15 protein-coding genes and 1 pseudogene are annotated in these 19,186 nt (G+C 37.3%); 1 reads left to right on the forward strand and 15 read right to left on the reverse strand.

All coding sequences use genetic code 11. The features are described from left to right. Nucleotides 1–41 precede the first annotated feature (41 nt). From ACWPVE_RS21845 to ACWPVE_RS21895, 11 genes are all read right to left on the reverse strand, one after another. Nucleotides 42–404 carry a small basic family protein gene (locus ACWPVE_RS21845; protein ID WP_453997103.1) on the reverse strand — a complete coding sequence of 121 codons (363 nt, stop codon included), beginning with the start codon at nt 402–404 and terminating at the stop codon, nt 42–44. Nucleotides 405–622: 218 nt separating this feature from the next. Continuing rightward, entirely contained in the window at nt 623–1,336 is a 714-nt protein-coding gene (locus ACWPVE_RS21850; RefSeq protein WP_453997105.1) for a DUF881 domain-containing protein, read from the reverse strand. A 32-nt stretch (nt 1,337–1,368) separates the two neighbouring features. Beyond that, nucleotides 1,369–2,076: a DUF881 domain-containing protein gene (locus ACWPVE_RS21855; RefSeq protein WP_453997107.1), complete on the reverse strand. Its 708-nt coding sequence runs from the start codon at nt 2,074–2,076 to the stop codon at nt 1,369–1,371. Continuing rightward, nucleotides 2,060–2,863: a cell division protein FtsQ/DivIB gene (locus ACWPVE_RS21860; protein ID WP_453997109.1), complete on the reverse strand. Its 804-nt coding sequence runs from the start codon at nt 2,861–2,863 to the stop codon at nt 2,060–2,062. Before ACWPVE_RS21860 ends, ACWPVE_RS21855 begins: the two co-directional genes overlap by 17 nt. A 179-nt stretch (nt 2,864–3,042) precedes the next feature. Then, nucleotides 3,043–3,951 carry a UDP-N-acetylmuramate dehydrogenase gene (murB, locus tag ACWPVE_RS21865; protein ID WP_453997111.1) on the reverse strand — a complete coding sequence of 303 codons (909 nt, stop codon included), beginning with the start codon at nt 3,949–3,951 and terminating at the stop codon, nt 3,043–3,045. A 79-nt stretch (nt 3,952–4,030) separates the two neighbouring features. After that, nucleotides 4,031–5,119 (reverse strand): undecaprenyldiphospho-muramoylpentapeptide beta-N-acetylglucosaminyltransferase, encoded by a 1,089-nt coding sequence (murG, locus tag ACWPVE_RS21870; RefSeq protein ID WP_453997113.1) that lies wholly within the window; start codon nt 5,117–5,119, stop codon nt 4,031–4,033. 111 nt (nt 5,120–5,230) lie between these two features. Then, nucleotides 5,231–6,331 carry a stage V sporulation protein E gene (gene spoVE / locus ACWPVE_RS21875; RefSeq protein ID WP_453997687.1) on the reverse strand — a complete coding sequence of 367 codons (1,101 nt, stop codon included), beginning with the start codon at nt 6,329–6,331 and terminating at the stop codon, nt 5,231–5,233. A 230-nt stretch (nt 6,332–6,561) separates the two neighbouring features. Further along, the gene (gene murD / locus ACWPVE_RS21880; RefSeq protein ID WP_453997115.1) at nt 6,562–7,914 is read right to left on the reverse strand and encodes a UDP-N-acetylmuramoyl-L-alanine--D-glutamate ligase; all 1,353 of its coding nucleotides are present in this window, start codon (nt 7,912–7,914) and stop codon (nt 6,562–6,564) included. Continuing rightward, a complete protein-coding gene (gene mraY, locus ACWPVE_RS21885; RefSeq protein ID WP_453997117.1) occupies nt 7,915–8,889 on the reverse strand; it encodes a phospho-N-acetylmuramoyl-pentapeptide-transferase in 975 nt (324 codons plus the stop codon). A 154-nt stretch (nt 8,890–9,043) separates the two neighbouring features. After that, a complete protein-coding gene (locus ACWPVE_RS21890) occupies nt 9,044–10,507 on the reverse strand; it encodes a UDP-N-acetylmuramoyl-L-alanyl-D-glutamate--2,6-diaminopimelate ligase (RefSeq protein ID WP_453997689.1) in 1,464 nt (487 codons plus the stop codon). 232 nt (nt 10,508–10,739) lie between these two features. Next, nucleotides 10,740–12,671: a stage V sporulation protein D gene (locus ACWPVE_RS21895; RefSeq protein WP_453997119.1), complete on the reverse strand. Its 1,932-nt coding sequence runs from the start codon at nt 12,669–12,671 to the stop codon at nt 10,740–10,742. 430 nt (nt 12,672–13,101) lie between these two features. On the opposite strand from ACWPVE_RS21895, the pseudogene ACWPVE_RS21900 reads away from it, so the two are divergent. Beyond that, nucleotides 13,102–13,929, forward strand: a pseudogene (locus tag ACWPVE_RS21900) (transposase); the annotation flags it as partial. An 88-nt stretch (nt 13,930–14,017) separates the two neighbouring features. Here the strand turns inward: ACWPVE_RS21900 and ACWPVE_RS21905 are convergent. The 4 genes from ACWPVE_RS21905 to rsmH all read right to left on the reverse strand — a co-directional run bounded on the left by ACWPVE_RS21905 (nt 14,018) and on the right by rsmH (nt 18,988). Next, nucleotides 14,018–15,238 carry an ISL3 family transposase gene (locus ACWPVE_RS21905; protein WP_453994136.1) on the reverse strand — a complete coding sequence of 407 codons (1,221 nt, stop codon included), beginning with the start codon at nt 15,236–15,238 and terminating at the stop codon, nt 14,018–14,020. A 194-nt stretch (nt 15,239–15,432) separates the two neighbouring features. Continuing rightward, nucleotides 15,433–17,640, reverse strand: coding sequence for a penicillin-binding protein (locus ACWPVE_RS21910; protein ID WP_453997121.1), 2,208 nt, complete (start codon nt 17,638–17,640; stop codon nt 15,433–15,435). 1 nt (nt 17,641) lies between these two features. After that, the gene (ftsL, locus tag ACWPVE_RS21915) at nt 17,642–18,004 is read right to left on the reverse strand and encodes a cell division protein FtsL (RefSeq protein WP_453997123.1); all 363 of its coding nucleotides are present in this window, start codon (nt 18,002–18,004) and stop codon (nt 17,642–17,644) included. 51 nt (nt 18,005–18,055) lie between these two features. After that, nucleotides 18,056–18,988 carry a 16S rRNA (cytosine(1402)-N(4))-methyltransferase RsmH gene (gene rsmH / locus ACWPVE_RS21920; RefSeq protein ID WP_453997125.1) on the reverse strand — a complete coding sequence of 311 codons (933 nt, stop codon included), beginning with the start codon at nt 18,986–18,988 and terminating at the stop codon, nt 18,056–18,058. Nucleotides 18,989–19,186 lie beyond the last annotated feature (198 nt).

Consider the following 19,186-nt stretch of genomic DNA (forward strand, 5'->3'; position numbering starts at 1 on the left):
AAAAATATTCAACAACCATAGGGGTTTTCCCTTTATAAAAATCAATTTTTTTCTATTTTATCACGAGAAAAGCTCCATTTGGATAAAATTATTCGTCGGATCACCGCAATATTTTGGAAGAGTCTTACTCCAAAAGCAAAAACGGCTACCAAGTACAAGTCTACACCAAGATGTACACCTAGAAAAGCTAAACTTGCGGCCAATAAAATATTAAAAAAGAAACCAGAAACAAAGACGGACTGATCATAAATATTTTGCAAATGTGCACGAATACCACCGAAAAGTGTATCAAGAGCAGCTAACACCGCGATTGATAAGTAATTTGAGTATTCTGCTGGGATTTTAAATTCCGATAACAGTCCGAGGATGATTCCGACTATTAAACCAAAAATAGGGAGCCACATGACTTTGTTCCACCTTTATCCTTTTTATCCCGCATTCGACTGATAGTATGTCCCTACTTTAGGATCATAAATTATAGGGAGTCACTAAATTACCAGTAAATGCCCAAACTAATGTACAAAGACTATGAGCGACAAATCTATGTCAACGTCTTTGTGACCCACTTCTTGTGAGCCTTACCAATTATACTGTGGGGGATACCACTGTATGGAGTGTCACTTTATCTTACTTCCATATTAGGTTCCATTTCTGTAATTCTAATAGGGTCATCATAAGCAGGTATTGTAACGACTTTACTAGGCTTTGAAATTTTCAAGCGTAAATTGTCAATAAAGAACTGACGCTCCGCATCTGATGCTTTGAGTTTGTTATATAATCTCTCAGCATCATCGGCGACGACTTTTATTTCAATTGGCAATGGACTTATGGAATAAGAATCAATTTTCGGTCTTCCTTGAATTTCTCGAATCACTGTGGTTGTAATGACTCTATGACCGTCAATTGAAATAGCCTTTGCCTGGTAAGAATTCAATTCATTGACTAGCCATTTCAACAAACTCGGAGTAATTGTGGTCGCTTGGATCCCCGCTTCATTGAACGATTGTTCAACTGTTATCGTGATTCCTGGTCCTGTTACTTCTGTTAGACCTGCCTGACTTTTTAATTCGTCAAGGGTATCCTTCAGAATTTGGATTTTACTATCGTCACGCTCATTTTCATACTGTTCTAACTTGGCTTCATATGTAAAGATTTTGGTTAATAATTCTGTGTAAAGCTCTTGTGATTGTTTTAGATCACCCCGTAATTCCCAAAGATCTCGAGTATCACGTACCTCTGGTTCTTTAATGGTTTGATATTGGACAGCAACCATAAAGCCTAAAATACAAGTAATAACTGTGAAACTTATGCCTTTTTTTTTGTCCAATAAAACCACCTGCCTTTTCTATTAGAACAATATATACTTTCTTATTTTTTTGCATTAATGAGTGGGTCCATTTGAATTTCATTTTTATTTTCAATTTTTACAACTATATTTTCCTGTACTAATTGATCTGTAATTCCACCATTCATATTTAGGGCAGGGACAAGCACATCTGGATCACCAATCGCTGAAATAACAAATGGAGCTGGGTACGGTTGACCATCCACGACTACAACAGGACCGTTACAATAAATATACGAATCATGGCTAAGTCTTTTCCCGTTTACTGAAACAGCTTGGGCTCCAGATATATATAGTTCGTTAATAACTTTGAATAAATGACTCTCATGAACTAAATAATTATTCACATCTTGTCCAGATGGTACATAAGAAGCATCTTCTAACGTAACAATTACGCCTGGACCTTTCACTCCGATTTCCCCAACAATCATGCGGTACTTTTCTACCTCTTCAACGAGATTATAATAAATTTGCTCTTGTTCTTTATTGGCGAGTTCTTCTTCTATTGCTTGTATTTGGTTTTGTTTTTCAATCAGTTTAAGTTGTAGTTCATTATTTTTTTCATTCTGTTCATTTAGTTCCGCTCGAATCTTTGTTTCTTCATTCCATTGTTCTTCAGTCATCTGTCTTGAATTTAACTGTTCCTTTGTAAACTGGTACGAGAATGAAATGATAAAACCAAGGACTAAACATACAAAAGAGAGAATAACATGCTTACCCTTCACCTTCATCTGTTATCATCTCCTCTTCCTCGTTGGTGCTCTCATATTCATATGGTTTGAAGGTGGGTACAACATCTAGTTCAATATACCCTCTTAAAGATGGATCTAATTCACTGATAATCGTCGGGTATGCAGAAATATTTTTAGCAAAACTTCGAACTGTTGCTTTTACCTCATACCCATCAACCATATAAAGAGTCATCTGAAGTGGATCATATTCTGTAGGAGTATGATGAATTTCAGAGATAAGTTTCGAAATTGATGGTTGGACTTTATTTAGTTCTTTTGATAGAAGCTTAAAGAATTTATCATCCCAACCAACTAAGATTGGTGCATCAACTGGAATCGCTTTTGAGCCATTCATTTGTGGTTTTTCAATAATCTCTCCGTTTTCAAGCATCGGATAGAAAGTATTTTGTTCACTAATGTATCCTACCCTCTTAAATTCACTAACATTGATTAATACTTGATTTGGAAGTCTTTTTTCAATTGTTACTTCTTTAATTTCAGGATGTTTATTTATATTTTCTGCAACCCCATCCGTATCAACCTTCCAAAAGCTTGTCCCAACTTCCAATTTACTTAAAGACATGATTTGTTCGGATGATATATTTCGGTTGCCAGAAATGGTGATTTTACCAATTTTGCTTAAAGGAGATTGGAAATAGAGAATACCTGAAAGCAATAGAAAGAAGAATGTTATATACATAATTAACCGTCTATTCGCTTTTTGTTTTCTTCTTTGCTTTAGCTTTGGAATTCGGTCTTCTATGGTAACAACCTTTTGCTTTTCCAAATATATTCACCCCGCTCTAGGATAACCTAGAAATAAAAAATTAATATTCCAATCATAAAATAGTTTTAGAACCAAAGAATAAACGGCATGTATACATGCCGTTTTTGTACATTTACGAATAACACATACATGTTATTGTATTATATCATATTTTCCAAAGAAATGGGTGTAGAAACTGACTACATTCGACCAATTATTTCAACTTCCGTTTCCATTTTCACGCCATGTAATTCAAAGATTTTATCTTTTACATATTGAATCAGATCAAGGACATCCTGTGCTTTTGCATTTCCAGCATTAACGATAAAGTTTCCGTGCATTTCAGATATCTTCGCTCCACCAATGGTATAACCTTTCAATCCTGATTTTTCGACCAACTGGCCAGCATAATTTGGAAGTGGATTACGGAAGATACTTCCTGCACAAGGAAGATCCCATGGTTGTGTATCCCTTCGATATTCTTTATTTTTCTTCATAACGGCCGAAATATCTGATTTATCCCCTTCCGTTAATTTAAAGGTTGCTTCAACTACAATTCCAGGGCGTTTCTTTTGAAGAATAGATGTGCGGTACGAATACTCCATCTCCTCATTTGTAAGCCATTCAAAGCTGCCATCTTCAAATAAAATATGTGCTTTTGTCAGTATTTTCGATATATCGGAACCGTGTGCTCCCGCATTCATATAAACAGCTCCGCCAATTGAACCTGGAATTCCGCTTGAAAATTCAAGTCCAGATAAGCCTTTTTTCGCAATTTGGATAGCTAGGCTCACAACCGAATAACCCGCACCAACTGTTAATGTAGTCCCTTTTAATTCTAGATGGTTAATTCCATTACCTAGTTTAATAACTGCCCCTTCGATCCCTTTATCAGAAACTAAGAGGTTGGAACCTCTTCCGATTGCTCTCCATTTAATTCCATGCTCTTTTATGATTTCAAGTGTCTTTTTTAACGATTCAATACTATTTGGTTCAATAAATATGTCAGCTGGGCCACCAATTTTTATTGTTGTATGCTTGGCTAAAGGTTCATTTTCTAGAACCTTCCCTACATTTGCCTCTTGTAGTTTTTTTACAATATTGTCCATAATAACCTCCTATCAGTATTCCTTTAGTTGATTAACAGTACTGTATCATATGCTCTGTGATGATTCATGGCACAAATGCCTAGACGAGTTTTTGCATTTCCTTATATAGTCGTGTTGCAGCGTCTGGAATACCTATTTGAGAGGATGCTTTTTTCATTTCCTCTAATTTTAATTGGTTCAATAAGACAGAGTCAATGTCCTTAATCAGTTGACTCCCTGTTAGCTCCTGTTCAAGACGTAAGATGGCTGCTCCTTTATCACTTAAGGATCTTGCATTTTTTTCTTGGTGATTGTTCGTTACATATGGGCTCGGTACTAAGATGCTAGGTAAACCTAAAGCAGTTAACTCAGCAAGTGTTGTTGCTCCTGCACGAGCAACAACTAAGTCAACACCTGCAAGTACTTCTGGCATGTTATGAATAAACGGTTTTATGATCACATTATCAGGATTTCCTACTGCTTTTACCTGATTCATTACATTCTCATAATGAACTTCACCTGTAACATATAAAAATTGATACTCTTTATTCTTTACTTCGGGTAAAGCATTTAGAAACGCATCATTTAGTGGTCTTGCTCCCCTACTACCACCCACTAACAGGACTGACTTTTGAGAAGCATTAAGACCAACAGACGCTCGACCAGCCTTCCCGTCTTTACCAATGACTTCTGAAGCTCTTGGATTTCCAGTGAGGACAACTTTTTCTTTAGGAAAATAGGTACGGGCCTCTTCAAAGCAAATTGCAACCTTATTTACATAACGGCTTAAAAATTTGTTTGTTAGACCAGGGATACTATTTTGTTCATGAACAATCGTTGGAATATGTAATTTCGACGCCGCATAGACAACTGGGCCACATACATATCCACCCGTTCCAATCACAACGTCTGGTTTGAATTCTTTAATTAATTTTTTACTGTCTTGAACACCTTTTATAAACCGAGTGATTGTTTTAATATTTTCAAAGGAAATTTTCCGTTTGAATCCTGTAATATGAATCGTTTTAAAAGGTATACCTTCACGAGTTACAATTTTACTCTCCAAGCCCTTCTCGGTACCTATATAGAGAAATTCAGCTGAAGGGTTCAGTTTTTTTATTTCTTTAATTAAGGCGAGTGCAGGGTATATGTGACCACCTGTTCCTCCGCCACTTACAATAATTTTCAACGTTCATTTCCTCCCATTTGGAAGTATCTTTGTTAAAACTAGTTTAACCCTGTTTCATTAAACAGGGTTAAACTTTTTTCATAGTATAACATATATTCTTAGGTTTTTGGGTTAATACCTTGAATACCTACTAATATTTAAAAGAACACCTACCGCCATCAGCATTAAGGTTAAAGATGATCCCCCATAACTAAGGAATGGGAGAGTGATTCCTGTTACAGGCATTAAGCCTGTTACAACTCCGATATTAATAATAACTTGAATTGCAATCATGCCGATGATCCCGATTCCAAGGAAACTCCCATATAAATCAGGAGCACCTAGTGCAATCCGTACGCCTCTCCATAGTAAAATGCTAAATAAGATAATGACGAATGAGCCACCGATAAAGCCCAACTCTTCAGCTAAGATTGCAAAGATAAAATCCGTCTGTGGTTCAGGCAAATAGAAAAACTTTTGTCTACTTTGCCCTAATCCTAGGCCAAATAAACCGCCTGGCCCAATTGCATATAAGGATTGGATAATTTGAAATCCAGTGCCTAATGGATCTTCCCAGGGGTCTAAAAAAGAAGTGATTCGTTTAATTCGATAGGGTGCGGAAAGGATTAGAGCAACAAAACCCGCTACCCCGAGCAAGCCTAGCCCAACAAAATGAGAAATCCTTGCACCTGCTACGTATATCATCACTACACATGTGCCTACCATTACCGTTCCTGTACCTAAATCGGGTTGAAGCATAATCATTCCAAATGCAAGGAATACAAGGGATAGAGAAGGAACTAGTCCTTTTTTAAAGGAGGTAATTTTCTTTTGATTCTCTGACAGGTATTTAGCCAGAAACGCAATCATCGCTAATTTCATAAACTCGGAAGGTTGGATTGAAAATGCACCGACACCGATCCAGCTTTGTGAACCATTACGTTCCATACCGATTCCAGGGATTAGAACCGCAACCAATAACACAAAGCAAATAATGATCAGAACTTTTGCCCATGTTCTCCATGTCCAATAATCCACATTCATAATGAAAAACATCGCGATGACCCCAACACCGGCAAATAAAAGTTGTCTTTTTGCAAAGAAAAACGAATCATCGAATTTATAGGTAGCCCATACTGCACTGGCACTATACACCATTATTAATCCTACTGCTAAAAGGGTGAGTGTAGTAATAATTAAAATAATATCAGGAGTTGTTCTTTGGGTCACAATCAAAACACCTCTACATTCAGATTCAGAGCAAGGAATAAGCAAAAGACTAGAAGTTGAACATCGACTAAAACCAGCCACAATCTGTGTCTACGTCGATGTTAGAACATCCTATTCAAAACCCACGAGTGGAAGCTAAATCAAACTTCGAAATCCTGATTTCTGGTGTGATTTAGCTCATGAGTTCATAGGCTTTGATGCTTATGCTAAATTAATCTAAATTGTCCAAGCCCTTACTTAAGCTTATGCACGGCGTCTATAAAAATGTCTCCTCTTTCTTCAAATGTTTTATGTTGATCCCAGCTAGCACATGCAGGTGATAGTAAAATAACATCACCCTCATTTGAAAGATTGTAAGCTTCTATTACCGCTGCCTCAACATTATCGACGACTTTTATTGTTTCTATTCCAGCAAGTTTCCCAGCATATTCAAGCTTTTTAGCTGTTTGACCAAAAACAACCAATGCCTTCACACGCTTTAAGTCATCAACAAGATCATCAAATTCATTTCCTCTATCAAGCCCACCTGCTAACAAGATAAGTGGTTGTTCAAAAGCTGAAATCGCCTTTTTCGTTGCTAGTATATTCGTTGCTTTTGAGTCATTAAAAAACTTTCGATTATGAGTTGTTGTGACATATTGGAGGCGATGCTTAACACCAGTAAAGCTTGTTAAAACATCGACAATCGCCTCGTTTGGGGTTGCAAGTAGCTTTGCAACAGCGACAGCAGCTAAGATATTTTCAAGATTGTGTTGTCCTGGTAAGACAATGTCTTTAGTTTCAATGATTTTTTCATCGTTAAAATAGATAGCCTGCTCTCGAATTGAGGCGCCTATCTGTAATTGTTGTGTGGTTGAAAATGGAATCTTTTTCGCTTGACTACTCTCTGCAGCTAAAACAACTTCCTTGTCATCAATATTTATTACGCTATAATCTTCTTCAGTTTGATTTTCAAAGATTCTAGCCTTTGCTTTTACATACTCTTCTTTTGTTCCATGATAATCAAGATGCGCATCGAAAATATTTAATAATACGGCAATTTTGGGAGCAAAGTCCATAATCCCCATTAGCTGAAAAGATGATAACTCCGTAACAATGATATTTTCCTTTTTTGCGGACATGGCTACCTCACAAGCAACTGTTCCAATGTTTCCCGCAATTAATGGTGATTTTGCACCCTTTTGTAGCATTTCAAAAATCAAAGTAGTTGTAGTTGTCTTTCCATTTGAACCCGTAATCCCAATAAAATCAGCAGGTGAAATGTGATATGCAAGTTCCACTTCTGTTAAGATTGGAATCCCCTTTTGTTTCGCTTTAACAAGTAGTGGATTACTATACGGGATTCCAGGATTTTTAATCACAAAGTCAAAATGATCATCCAATATTTCAATTGGATGACCCCCACATACTACTTTTATTCCCATTTTTTCGAGTTTCTGAGCTGGCTCATTTTCTTCATATGGCTTTTGGTCGTTAACTGTAATATTAGCCCCAACTTCTTGAAGAACTTTTGCTGCAGAAAAGCCACTCTTGGCAAGTCCGAGTATTAAAATTTGTTTATTTGTAAATTCAGTTGTATTTTTCAATTAAACCCACACCTCAATATAGATTCCAAGAATCGCGCATAATAGTCCAACTGTCCAAAACGTCACCACAACTCGCCACTCAGACCAGCCCACTAATTCGTAATGATGATGCAAAGGACTCATTCTAAATACCCGTTTTCCTGTTGTCTTAAACGAAATCACTTGAATGATAACAGACAATGTTTCAATTACAAAAACCCCACCAATTAATAACAGTAAAATTTCTAGTTTCAACATAATAGCAACAGTTGCTATTGCTCCTCCAAGTGCAAGTGACCCCGTATCACCCATAAACACTTTTGCTGGGTTGGCATTAAACACAAGGAACCCTAGAACAGCTCCGACCACAGCCACACAGAAAATAGCCACATCGTATTGGGCTTGGTTCCATGCTAAAACAGCAAATGCTCCAAAAGCAATTGCAGCTGTACCAGATACTAATCCGTCTAAACCATCTGTTAAATTGACAGCATTGGAAAATCCAACTAACCAAATGATCATGAAAAACACATAAAGGATTCCGAGGTCAAACTCAAAATCTATCCCTGGTATTGAGATTGCAGTTGAGAAATTATTTTGTTTGAAGATAAAATAAAATATAATAGCAATAACAATTTGACCAAGTAATTTTTGTAAAGAAGTCAAACCAAGATTCCTTTTTAACACCACTTTAATAAAGTCGTCTAAAAAGCCCAATATCCCGTACCCTAATGTCACAAATAAAAGTAAATATGTAGTAATTGACAGTTCATCAAAACGATTTGACACCACTACAGTCGTGAGTAAGATGGATACCATAATGATAATGCCACCCATCGTAGGTGTACCAGATTTCTTTTGATGCGATTTTGGACCTTCCTCTCGGATACTTTGTCCAAATTTTAATCTACGTAAGAAAGGGATAAAGATTGGGGAGAGAATGACGCTAATGACAAATCCAATTGCGATTGAATATAGGACTACTTCTTCAATCATTCTTGTCCCCTCCTTTTCCAGTCATTGTAAATGCTTGTGCGAACATGTTGTTTAAGTTCATTTGTTCGGTTTTATCCGCTATTTGTCTCATATTTTTCATCTTATCATACCCATTTTCTTCGATTTTTTTTAGATAGAATTTCATGATTAGTACTTAGTTCAACTCGCTTATTGCACGGGCAGCAACAAGACGGTCATCAAACGAATATGTTTTATTTCCAATGATTTGGTAGGTTTCATGTCCTTTGCCAGCAATGACTATTATATCATTATCTCCCGCATTTGAAATAGCATAAAATATTGCTTTTTCACGATCAGGAATTGTGATATAAGACTCACCTTCAACACCGGCCTCCATCTCTTTTAAAATTTGGATTGGGTCTTCTGAACGAGGATTATCAGATGTGAAAATAGGCACATCCGCTAACTTTGTTGCAATCTTAGCCATGATCGGTCTTTTTGAACGATCTCGGTCCCCACCACACCCAATTATGACGAAAATTTTCCCTTTTGAAAACTGCTTTACCGTCTTTAAAACATTTTCCAAACTATCGGGAGTATGAGCATAATCTACAATCACTGTAAAATTTTGTCCTTGGTTCACAATTTCAAAACGTCCTGGTACCCCTTTTACCTTCTCCACTGCTGTAATGATTGGAGCGATCGGTATCCCAGAAATAATAGAAGTTGTAATGGCTGCTAATACATTATAGACACTAAATAACCCAATTAATTTTAAATTTACTTCGTATGAACCAAAAGGTGTTTTTAAAGTAAATACTGTACCAGAAGCAGTCATTCTGATATTAGATGCCATAATATCAGCCGTATGATGATATCCATACGTAACAACAGTTGCTGAAGTGGACTTTACAAATTCTTTCGAGGCTGGGTCGTCGATGTTCAATACAGCAAACTTCGGATTGTCTTTGTCAAACCGATTTCCTAAACTAGCAAACAATAAACCTTTCACTCTACGATATTCCTGTATAGTGTGATGGTAATCTAAGTGATCTTGCGTTAAATTTGAAAAGACCGCAATATTAAAATCACAACCATGTACCCTGCCCATGTCCAATGCATGAGAGGAGACCTCCATTACAACTGCTTTGACCTGTTCTTCTATCATTTTATGAAAATATTTTTGTAGCAATACGGACTCTGGTGTTGTATTTTTCATTTCATACAGTTGTTCACCAATCTTCGTATACATCGTTCCAATAAGTCCAGTTTTAATTCCTGCCTCGTTAAAAATTTCGTCAATAATATGACTGATTGATGTTTTCCCATTTGTTCCAGTAACACCAATTAAATGCAGTTGATGTGTGGGTTGACCGTAAAAGGCATCTGCAAGAACAGCCATCGCTCTTCTTGTATCTTTTACAAGTACAACGGGGATGGACACATGCACCTCTTTTTCCGCAATAATCGCCACAGCACCATTAGCTTCAGCATCGCTTGCAAACATATGGCCATCAAATGTACTACCTGTTATACAAAAGTACAAACTCCCCTTCTTGACCTCCCTTGAGTCCATTTCAAGAGATGTGATAAAAGGATTGGCATTACCTTTTTCCGTAAAATCATGTAGGTTAGCTAATAACTCCTGGAGTCTCATCATGAATTTTACCATTTCCTCTCGAAAAATTTACTCAGGATTTCAAATCTTATAATAATGATTTATAGTAATCATTACAGAAAGTATAATTGGATTCACATTTTGAGATTGAAGAATTGGTTGCCTTATAAAAAATTTTATTCCTCTCTCTATAAGGTATTCCTTTTTATAGAAAAAAGAAGCCTAAAGGAAGAATCCCATAGCGCTTCTTTTACACATTTTTTCATTCGTTTTAATCTGCGGATTCTCCAAGATGGATGCGTAATGTCGTTCCTTCCTGAACTCGTTCTCCTGCCTTCGGAGACTGGTCAACAACAACATTTCCTTCTCCACTAATATCTAATTTTATATTCATTAATTGTTGTTGTAGTTCTTGTTTTGTTAAGCCTATTACATTAGGGACATCAAGATATTTTTTATCTGTCCACAGTCTGACTTCTTTTTCAATTTGGTTGTCTCGCTTTTCAATTCCTAGGAGTGGAAGACTTTCACGCATAATATTACCTACGATTGGAGCTGCGACGACTCCACCAAATTGTACTGTCCCTTTAGGGTTATCTACAGCAATGTAGACAACAATTTCTGGATCATCCGCTGGAGCAAATCCAATAAAGGAAACAATATGGTTATTTTGAAGGTAGCCCCCACCTTTTTTGGATTTTTGGGCTGTACCTGTTTTTCCACCTACACGATATCCATCCACATAAGCTCCACCACCAGACCCTTTGGCAACTACATTTTCAAGGGCATATCTCACTTTTTCTGATGTTTCCTCTGAGATTACTTGACGTTTGGCCACAGGCTCATTCCGTTCAACAACTTTTCCACTAATAGGATCAACCCATTCTTTTGCTACATATGGGGTATATAGAGTTCCTCCATTTACAGCAGCCGCCACAGCTGCAACCTGTTGGATCGGTGTTACTGCTACACCTTGACCAAATGCAGTTGTCGCTAACTCTACTGGTCCTACATTTTCTGGTTTAAATAGAATACCCGTACCTTCCCCTTGTAAATCGATTCCAGTCTTTTGGCCAAATCCAAAATCTTTCACATATTTAAATAAAGTGTCTTTTCCTAACCTATTACCAAGTTCAACAAAACCTGGGTTACATGAGTTTTGAACGACCTCTAAAAACGTTTGATGACCATGCCCACCCCGTTTCCAACACTTCAGGGTTGCACCCCCAACTTTTACAAAACCTGGATCATTAAAATTCTCTTTCTCTAGATCTACCTTCCCTTCCTCAAGTGAAGCAGCTAGGGTAATAATCTTGAAGGTCGAACCGGGTTCATACGTGCTCCATACTGGGAGATTACGGTTGTACACCTCTTGTGGCACATTTCGAAAATTTGCTGGATCAAAGTCAGGTCTTGAAGACATCCCTAATATTTCACCATTGTTTGGATCCATCGCAATTGCAATGATCCCGTCTGGATTATATTGCGCCTCTGCATTATCAAGCTCACGTTCAATTAGACTTTGAATTCTAGTATCAATGGTTAACCTTAAATCAAGGCCATCCTTTGGCGGTGTATAATCATCTGCAATATCTGGCATTCTTCTCCCTTTTGCATCTGAATAAAATTGAACACTTCCTTTTTCACCTTTTAATTGTTCATCATAACTTTTCTCTAAACCTGTTAATCCTTGATTATCAATTCCAGCAAAACCTAATACATGAGAAAGATAACTACCAAACGGATAATGACGTTTTGAATCCTCTGCAATGTATATACCTTTTAAACCAAGGTCACGGACTTCATTAGCCTTTTCATGGGAAATCTTTCGACCCTCTGGATTGATGTAGACTTTCGATTCATTTTGAGTAATTTTCTTATACGCCTTTTCTTTTGACATATTTAACACAGCAGCCAACTTTTCCGCAGCTTCAGCAGGATTTTCGATTTGCCGGGGAACAACTAAAACAGTCGGTGCACTTTGATTTGTAGCAAGAACGACGTCATTCCGATCCAGTATCTTGCCTCGTTCTGGCTCAAATGGAATATCCCTGCTCCATGAGTCCTTTGCAAGTGCTGTTAGTTTATTCCCTACAAAAAATTGGACATACCCTAAACGCACATCAATAATTAAAAACAATAATAGACCTATTAATAGTACTAATAGTAATCTTCTTCGAACTGTCACATTTGAGACTCGCATACAGACGTACCCCCTAAAAAACATAAAATCCAAGGCTCGTCTAACTATATGCTTGTACATGGTTGATTAGAACGAGAGTAAGAGAATCGAGGTTAATGCACCAAAAAAGGGGCTGTCCAAAAAGTCACTGAAAAATGACTTTTGAGGACAGCCCTCATTTTTTGTTTTTTGGGTTTACTAAAAAATCTGGTGTTGATTTCCGCTGCAGGTACTCGCTTTCCGCGGGCGGTCCGGGAGCCTCCTCGTCGCAAGCTCCTGCGGGGTCTCCCCTGGCCACGCTTTTCCCGCAGGAGTCTCGTACCTTCCGCTACAATCAACAAGGTTACAAAATTTAATAGTATTGACTCGTAACTTTTAAAAAAACACACAAAAAAATCATCCTTTTTAGTAAAATGAAGTTTTAGGTGATCGTAATAGTTATTCTAAAACGGACAAAGATGCCACCTTCATGCGTATGAAAGAAGATCATATGAAAAATGGCCAACTTAAGCCAGGATACAACGTACAAGTAGGAACAGAAAACCAGTTTATTCTATACTATACAATACATCAACGCCCAACAGACACTCGGTGCTTCATCCCTCATATGGAAAAACTGGCAGCTTCTTCTTTACCGATACCCAAAACGGTTATTGCCGATGCAGGATATGGTAGTGAGGAGAATTATGTTTACGCTGTCGGAGATGAGAACGAGCAACGATTCGAGTTTCTTATTCCGTATGGAAGCTATGTACAGGAACAAACCCGTAAATATAAAAAAGACATCAAAAACGCAAAAAATTGGACTTACGTGGAAGATGACGACTATTTTATTTGCCCGAAAGGAATGAAAGTAACGTTTAAAAAATACCTGAATAAAAAGAATAAATCTGGCTACGAGCAAAGTTTTAAAATATATGAATGTGAAGATTGTACCGATTGTCCACTAAAAGTACAATGCACAAAAGCAAAAGGGAATCGTCAGATTCATTGGAATACGATTTTTGAAGAAATGAAAGCCAAGGCTAAAACAGCCCTTGAATGTGATGAAAAGTCCGCTATCTACGCTCAACGTAAAGTTGAAGCAGAAAGTGTGTTCGGTCACATCAAGGGCAATAGGTCGTTTCGCAGATTTTCTCTGCGGGGGCTCGACAAAGTATATGTCGAGTTTGGATTTGTGGCATTAGCCCACAATATATTGAAAGTAGCAGGCATACGCCAGCTACTTTCAGAGAAAAATCGAAAAAAACAGGTTCTAAATCAAATGTTGGGGTTTTAGGCTACCGCGCTACGCTTGGTGGCCTCTATAAAAAATGATGGATGGTACCATTCATCATTTTTTATAGAGGAGAATCACACCAACTCGGTTAACCAATATGTACCCCAATTCTTTTATACTTGTGTGTTAATAAAATCTTCGCCCTAAAGCGTTCAAAAACTCTAAATCCATAAGCATTTCTCTTTAGAACTTTGGTTGAATTATTAATTCCCTCTAAAAACCCATTTGAATATTCATAGGCAAAGCTATTTAATACTTCAACTTGCCAATTTTGTATGGTCTTTATTGCTTTAATCATTTCAGGTATCTTTGAATCCTCAATTAACTTATATAGTTCTTCCAATTCCTTTTTAACCAAACTGATACTGTTTTTTCCGTTTTCTTTGGCACGTAAAAACCAAGTACGATATGCCTCTTTAATTTCATATGCTTGTTTGAGTTCATTCGACATCTCCAAGTAACGATTTAAATGCCATTTCTCATCCTTAGTTAAGCGTTGGCAGTCTTTATGAAAGACATGTTTCATACGTTTACACTTTTTACGGTCGTAGCCATGAAATTGGTTTTGTACTCGACGTCTTACTCCATCAAGCCCCCAATAGATGTAACGACAAAAATGAAATCTATCAGCTACAATAACAGGTTTACCCAATGCCTCTTGAACGGCTGCTTTAAAGGAATGATTCATATCCATTATGACTATTTGCACTCTAGATCCGTGCTTTCTTAAGTAGTCTTTTATCGTACGTTTATAACGATTTGGTAGAATATCAATCGGTTCTTTTGTTATCCCATTCGCAATGATTAACTGGTATTTCCCTTCGCGGGTATCACCCTTGTATTCATCAATAGCTATAACTGTAGGTAATTCTTCCACCGGATGAATTTCACTTCGTGAAATTTGATCGAATCGACGTATAATGGTTGAAGATGAACACCCGTAGATTTCAGCTGTTTCCTTAAATGTTTTTCCTTTAATCGCTTTAATTGATATAGCTTGATTCCATTCTATTGAGGTACGTTGATAACGCATGACAAAAGGATTTTTCTCTGAAAAACGTTTCCCACATTCACAGACATATCGTCTACGCTTATAAAAGATTTGGGTTTTTCTTTCAAACCACTTTAAGTGTTGAATTTTTTGTATACGATAGTCATGAATTTTACTCGTCCTTTGATTACATTTAGGGCACCGATGTACTTTTCGCTCCATTTCAACGTACAGGCGGATAACTTCGCCCACTTCTTCAACATTGGTTAGGATAGACCCTTTTAATCCAGGAATAATCATGGTAAAATCCATATACACGCAACTCCATTCTTTAGACTTGTTTCTCGACAATTCAAGTATAAAAGAATGAGGAGTTTGCGTGTTTTTTTATGCACACAAAATTTTGTTTAAACCCCAACAAATATTATAGAGCCAAAAAACAAAAAGGCAAGGGAGAAAAACGGTCGTTTTTCTCCCTTGCCTTATTTTTTAGGACTTATCGGACAGCCCCTTTACTCTTCTTGCGTATTAGTCTCTTCTTCAACTGGTTCTTCATTTACTGTATTCGGTGGTTCTAGTTTAACAGTTAGTTTATCACCAGCTTTTATAACCGATCCTGGTGCTAAACTTTGCTCAACTATATATCCATTACCACTATGCGAAACTTGAATATCTGTTAAATCTGCAAGTCTCATTACATCCCTTAAGGACCAGCCTGTCATATCTGGCAAATTAGCAACTTCATCAGTAAGAAGGAATACCTGTTCATTTGAAACCATTTTTTCTCCTTCTCGAGGAATTTGATCTACTATATTCTTCCCATTTCCGATAACAGTTGCTTTCAGATTAAGTTTTTCAATTGACGCTCTTGCATCTTTTATTGTTTTTCCTACATACGAATCAACCACAATTTCTTTATAATCATTTACATTTTCGTCTTGTTTTTGTTCAGTAGGTTGGATATTTAAATATTGTAAGCTATTTTTCATTACAGGGTTAAATACGAGCGCAACAGGTTCACTGCCAATGTCTGTATCTTTTAACTTTGGTTGTTGAACAGCTACATATACCACTAGTTTAGGATCATCCAAAGGTGCCATTCCAAGGAAAGAATAGATATAGTTTCCTCTTCCATATAGATATCCACCCTTTGGACTTGGGATTTCAGCTGTACCCGTTTTACCGGCAACTTGATAGCCTTCTATATTATAAGGTCTACCCGTCCCATCGGTTACAACCTTACCTAATAAATCTAATACTTGTTCAGCTGTATCTGCTGATACTGGTTGTCCTGCTACCTGGGGTTTGTGATCGAGAACTGTTTTATTCGTATCAGGATCAACGATCTTATCCACAACATACGGTTTCATCATCTTTCCACCATTCGCTATGGCTGTAGCTGCCTGTATCTGTTGTATTGGGGTTACAGACGACGCTTGTCCAAAAGATGTTGAAACTCTATCAATCTCATATTTGAAGTTTATTCGATTTTCGACCTCCCCCTCTAAATCAATGCCAGTTGGGCGGTCGAGACCAAAACGGCCAATATACTCTAATAATTTATCCGTACCTAATTGTTCTTTTGCAATCTTTGCAAATGCAACGTTTGACGATTTAAGTACACCTTCATCATAGGTAATTGAACCCCAACCAACTCTATTATGGTCACGGATTGTTTCTCCACCAGCAGTATAACTTCCAGACATGAAGGTAGCATTTCCATTATAAACACCTTCTTCAATCGCTGCTGCTAGTGTAAAGATCTTCATCGTAGAACCTGGTTCAAAAGGATACGAAATCACATCGTTCAAGTAATTTGTTATGTTTCTGACGTTTGGATCAAAGCTTGGTCTTGTTCCCATTGCTAAGATTTCACCCGTCTTCGGGTTTGCAACAACTCCAATTACCTTTTCAGGCTGATACTCCTTAACTGCCGTATTCATAGCGTCATCTAAAAAGGTTTGAATGGTTTGATCGATTGTTAAATACACATCACTTCCATTGTCAGGTGGAATGATCTGTTCTTTTGCGTCTGGTAACTTATACCCTTTCGTATCACTTTGGAATTTCATATAACCATCTTTTTCCTGAAGATATTTATCTAGGCTTTTTTCTATTCCAAGCATACCGACAGTTTCTGTAGTTTTTGTTTTCTCATCCGTTACTTTTTGGGCATATCCTACAAGATGCGAAGCAAAGGTCCCATTCGGATAGTAGCGTTTCAACTCTCTTCTGAACGCTATTCCAGGTAATTCTAAAGCTTCGATCTCTTGCTTAAGTGATGTGCTTATATCACTACCATAAGAACCAAACTCGACCTGTTTCCTTTCAGGTTGTGTTAAAATATTATACATTTTACTTTCTTCCATGTTTAAAAGGGGTGCTAGTTTTCGTGCCGTTTCCTGTGGATCAACAACATGCTTAGGATTATCTTCATTTACAGTTAATTCCTCATCAAGAATTGCAACAACTGTATAAGAAGAAGTATCTTCAGCAATTGCATTACCTTTTCGATCATAAATGCTTCCACGGTGTGCTTCAATCGTTCGTTGTTTTGTGTATTTTTCTTCTGCTAAAGCGGCTAAGACGACACCATCAACCGTACCTGTACCTTGTATATAAACAAATCTTGTCATCAATATAAAAAAGAGCAAAGCAAATATTATACTAATAAATGCTGCTCCTCTATTTATATTGTTATTCTTGACCTTCTGTTTCATGTTAGTTCCCTTGAACAACTTTTACATTATTTTCATTTAAGACAAGACCAAGTTCTCTAGCTTTTTCCCATAAGCGCTCATATTCGCTTAATTCTTGGACGTGTACATAAAGGTCATTATTCGTTTTCGTTTGTTGACTAATTGACGACTCGATTTGTTGGATTTCGATATTCGTTTTGTAGATCGATACCTGGGTAGATATGATATGAATTGCGCAGAATATCACTGCTACTGAGAATAGAATCCCTAATAGCTTTTCTCCTAACGTAAATCGGAATTTCTGTCTTCTTGCTGGACGAATCTTTGGTGTCTGATTTGGTTGTTGTTCTTGCGTTTGTCTAACTTTGTATGCTAAATTACCCATCATATCCCTCCTTGAGTATCTTTCCTTTATTATTAAGCAAACTCGGTTCGATTAAAGTTTCTCGGCGATTCTTAGTTTAGCTGACCGTGCTCTGTTGTTTACCTTTAATTCCTCGTCCGATGGTAGTATCGGTTTTCTTGTAATTAATTTTAAAGTCGGTTTGTATTCATCAGGAATCACAGGAAGTCCTGGTGGTAACGGTGGACCTTCACTTGCTTTTTTAAAGGCTACCTTACAGATCCTATCCTCAAGTGAGTGGAAGGTTATTACACTCACACGCCCACCTCGCGAAAGAAGTTCAATCGACTGTTGAATGGCATCTTCAAATACTTTTAATTCATCATTTACAGCAATTCGAATCGCTTGGAATATCCTTTTCGCTGGATGTCCTCCAGTTCTTCTGGCTGCAGCTGGAATTCCTTCTTTAATCAATTCAACCAATTCACCAGTTGTTTCAATTGGCTTCTTTTCTCTTGCAGCTTCTATTTTTCTAGCGATTTGCTTTGAAAACTTTTCTTCTCCATATTGGAAAAAGATACGCACCATTTGTTCATAAGACCAATTATTAACAATTTCATAAGCGGATAATGCTGCATCTTGGTCCATCCTCATATCGAGTGGTGCATCGTGGTGGTAACTAAATCCACGTTCGGGAGTGTCAAGTTGTGGGGATGAAACACCTAAATCAAATAGGATGCCATCAACAGTAGTTACACCCTGTTCATGCAATTTTTCAGTTAAGTTTGCAAAATTACTTTTAATAATGGTCACGATGTCACCATATTGCGCAAGCTTGTCCTTTGCATTTTCGATCGCAATATCGTCTTGATCAAACGCATAGAGCTTGCCTTTGTTTGAAAGTTTTGAAGCTATGTATGAACTGTGTCCTGCACCACCAAGTGTACAGTCAACGTATATTCCATCTGGATGAATCTTTAATCCTTCAGCAGCCTCTTCTAATAGAACGGTTTTGTGTTCGAACATAATTACACCTCTTATATTAACTCTGTCTTATCCTTATCTTTAACAGAAAAGATAAATCAAATGCGCCTTGGCGTATTTACCTGCCCGATTTTGCATGACCAACAGGATGTGGTCACGTAGACTTTGCCACCTGAAGTAGTGTTCTTAGTCTTTAGTTCCATGCTTTCAGTCAGGATTTGCACCTTAGAAAATTAGTAT

The sequence above is a fragment of the Bacillus nitroreducens genome, from assembly GCF_964021195.1.

Excerpts from the sequence above, each read along its gene's own strand:
- ACWPVE_RS21845 (WP_453997103.1), bottom strand. The coding sequence starts at position 404 with ATGTGGCTCCCTATTTTTGGTTTAATAGTCGGAATCATCCTCGGACTG.
- ACWPVE_RS21855 (WP_453997107.1), bottom strand. The coding sequence starts at position 2,076 with ATGAAGGTGAAGGGTAAGCATGTTATTCTCTCTTTTGTATGTTTAGTC.
- murB (WP_453997111.1), bottom strand. The coding sequence starts at position 3,951 with ATGGACAATATTGTAAAAAAACTACAAGAGGCAAATGTAGGGAAGGTT.
- mraY (WP_453997117.1), bottom strand. The coding sequence starts at position 8,889 with ATGATTGAAGAAGTAGTCCTATATTCAATCGCAATTGGATTTGTCATT.
- ACWPVE_RS21890 (WP_453997689.1), bottom strand. The coding sequence starts at position 10,507 with ATGAGACTCCAGGAGTTATTAGCTAACCTACATGATTTTACGGAAAAA.
- ACWPVE_RS21895 (WP_453997119.1), bottom strand. The coding sequence starts at position 12,671 with ATGCGAGTCTCAAATGTGACAGTTCGAAGAAGATTACTATTAGTACTA.
- ACWPVE_RS21910 (WP_453997121.1), bottom strand. The coding sequence starts at position 17,640 with ATGAAACAGAAGGTCAAGAATAACAATATAAATAGAGGAGCAGCATTT.
- ftsL (WP_453997123.1), bottom strand. The coding sequence starts at position 18,004 with ATGGGTAATTTAGCATACAAAGTTAGACAAACGCAAGAACAACAACCA.
- rsmH (WP_453997125.1), bottom strand. The coding sequence starts at position 18,988 with ATGTTCGAACACAAAACCGTTCTATTAGAAGAGGCTGCTGAAGGATTA.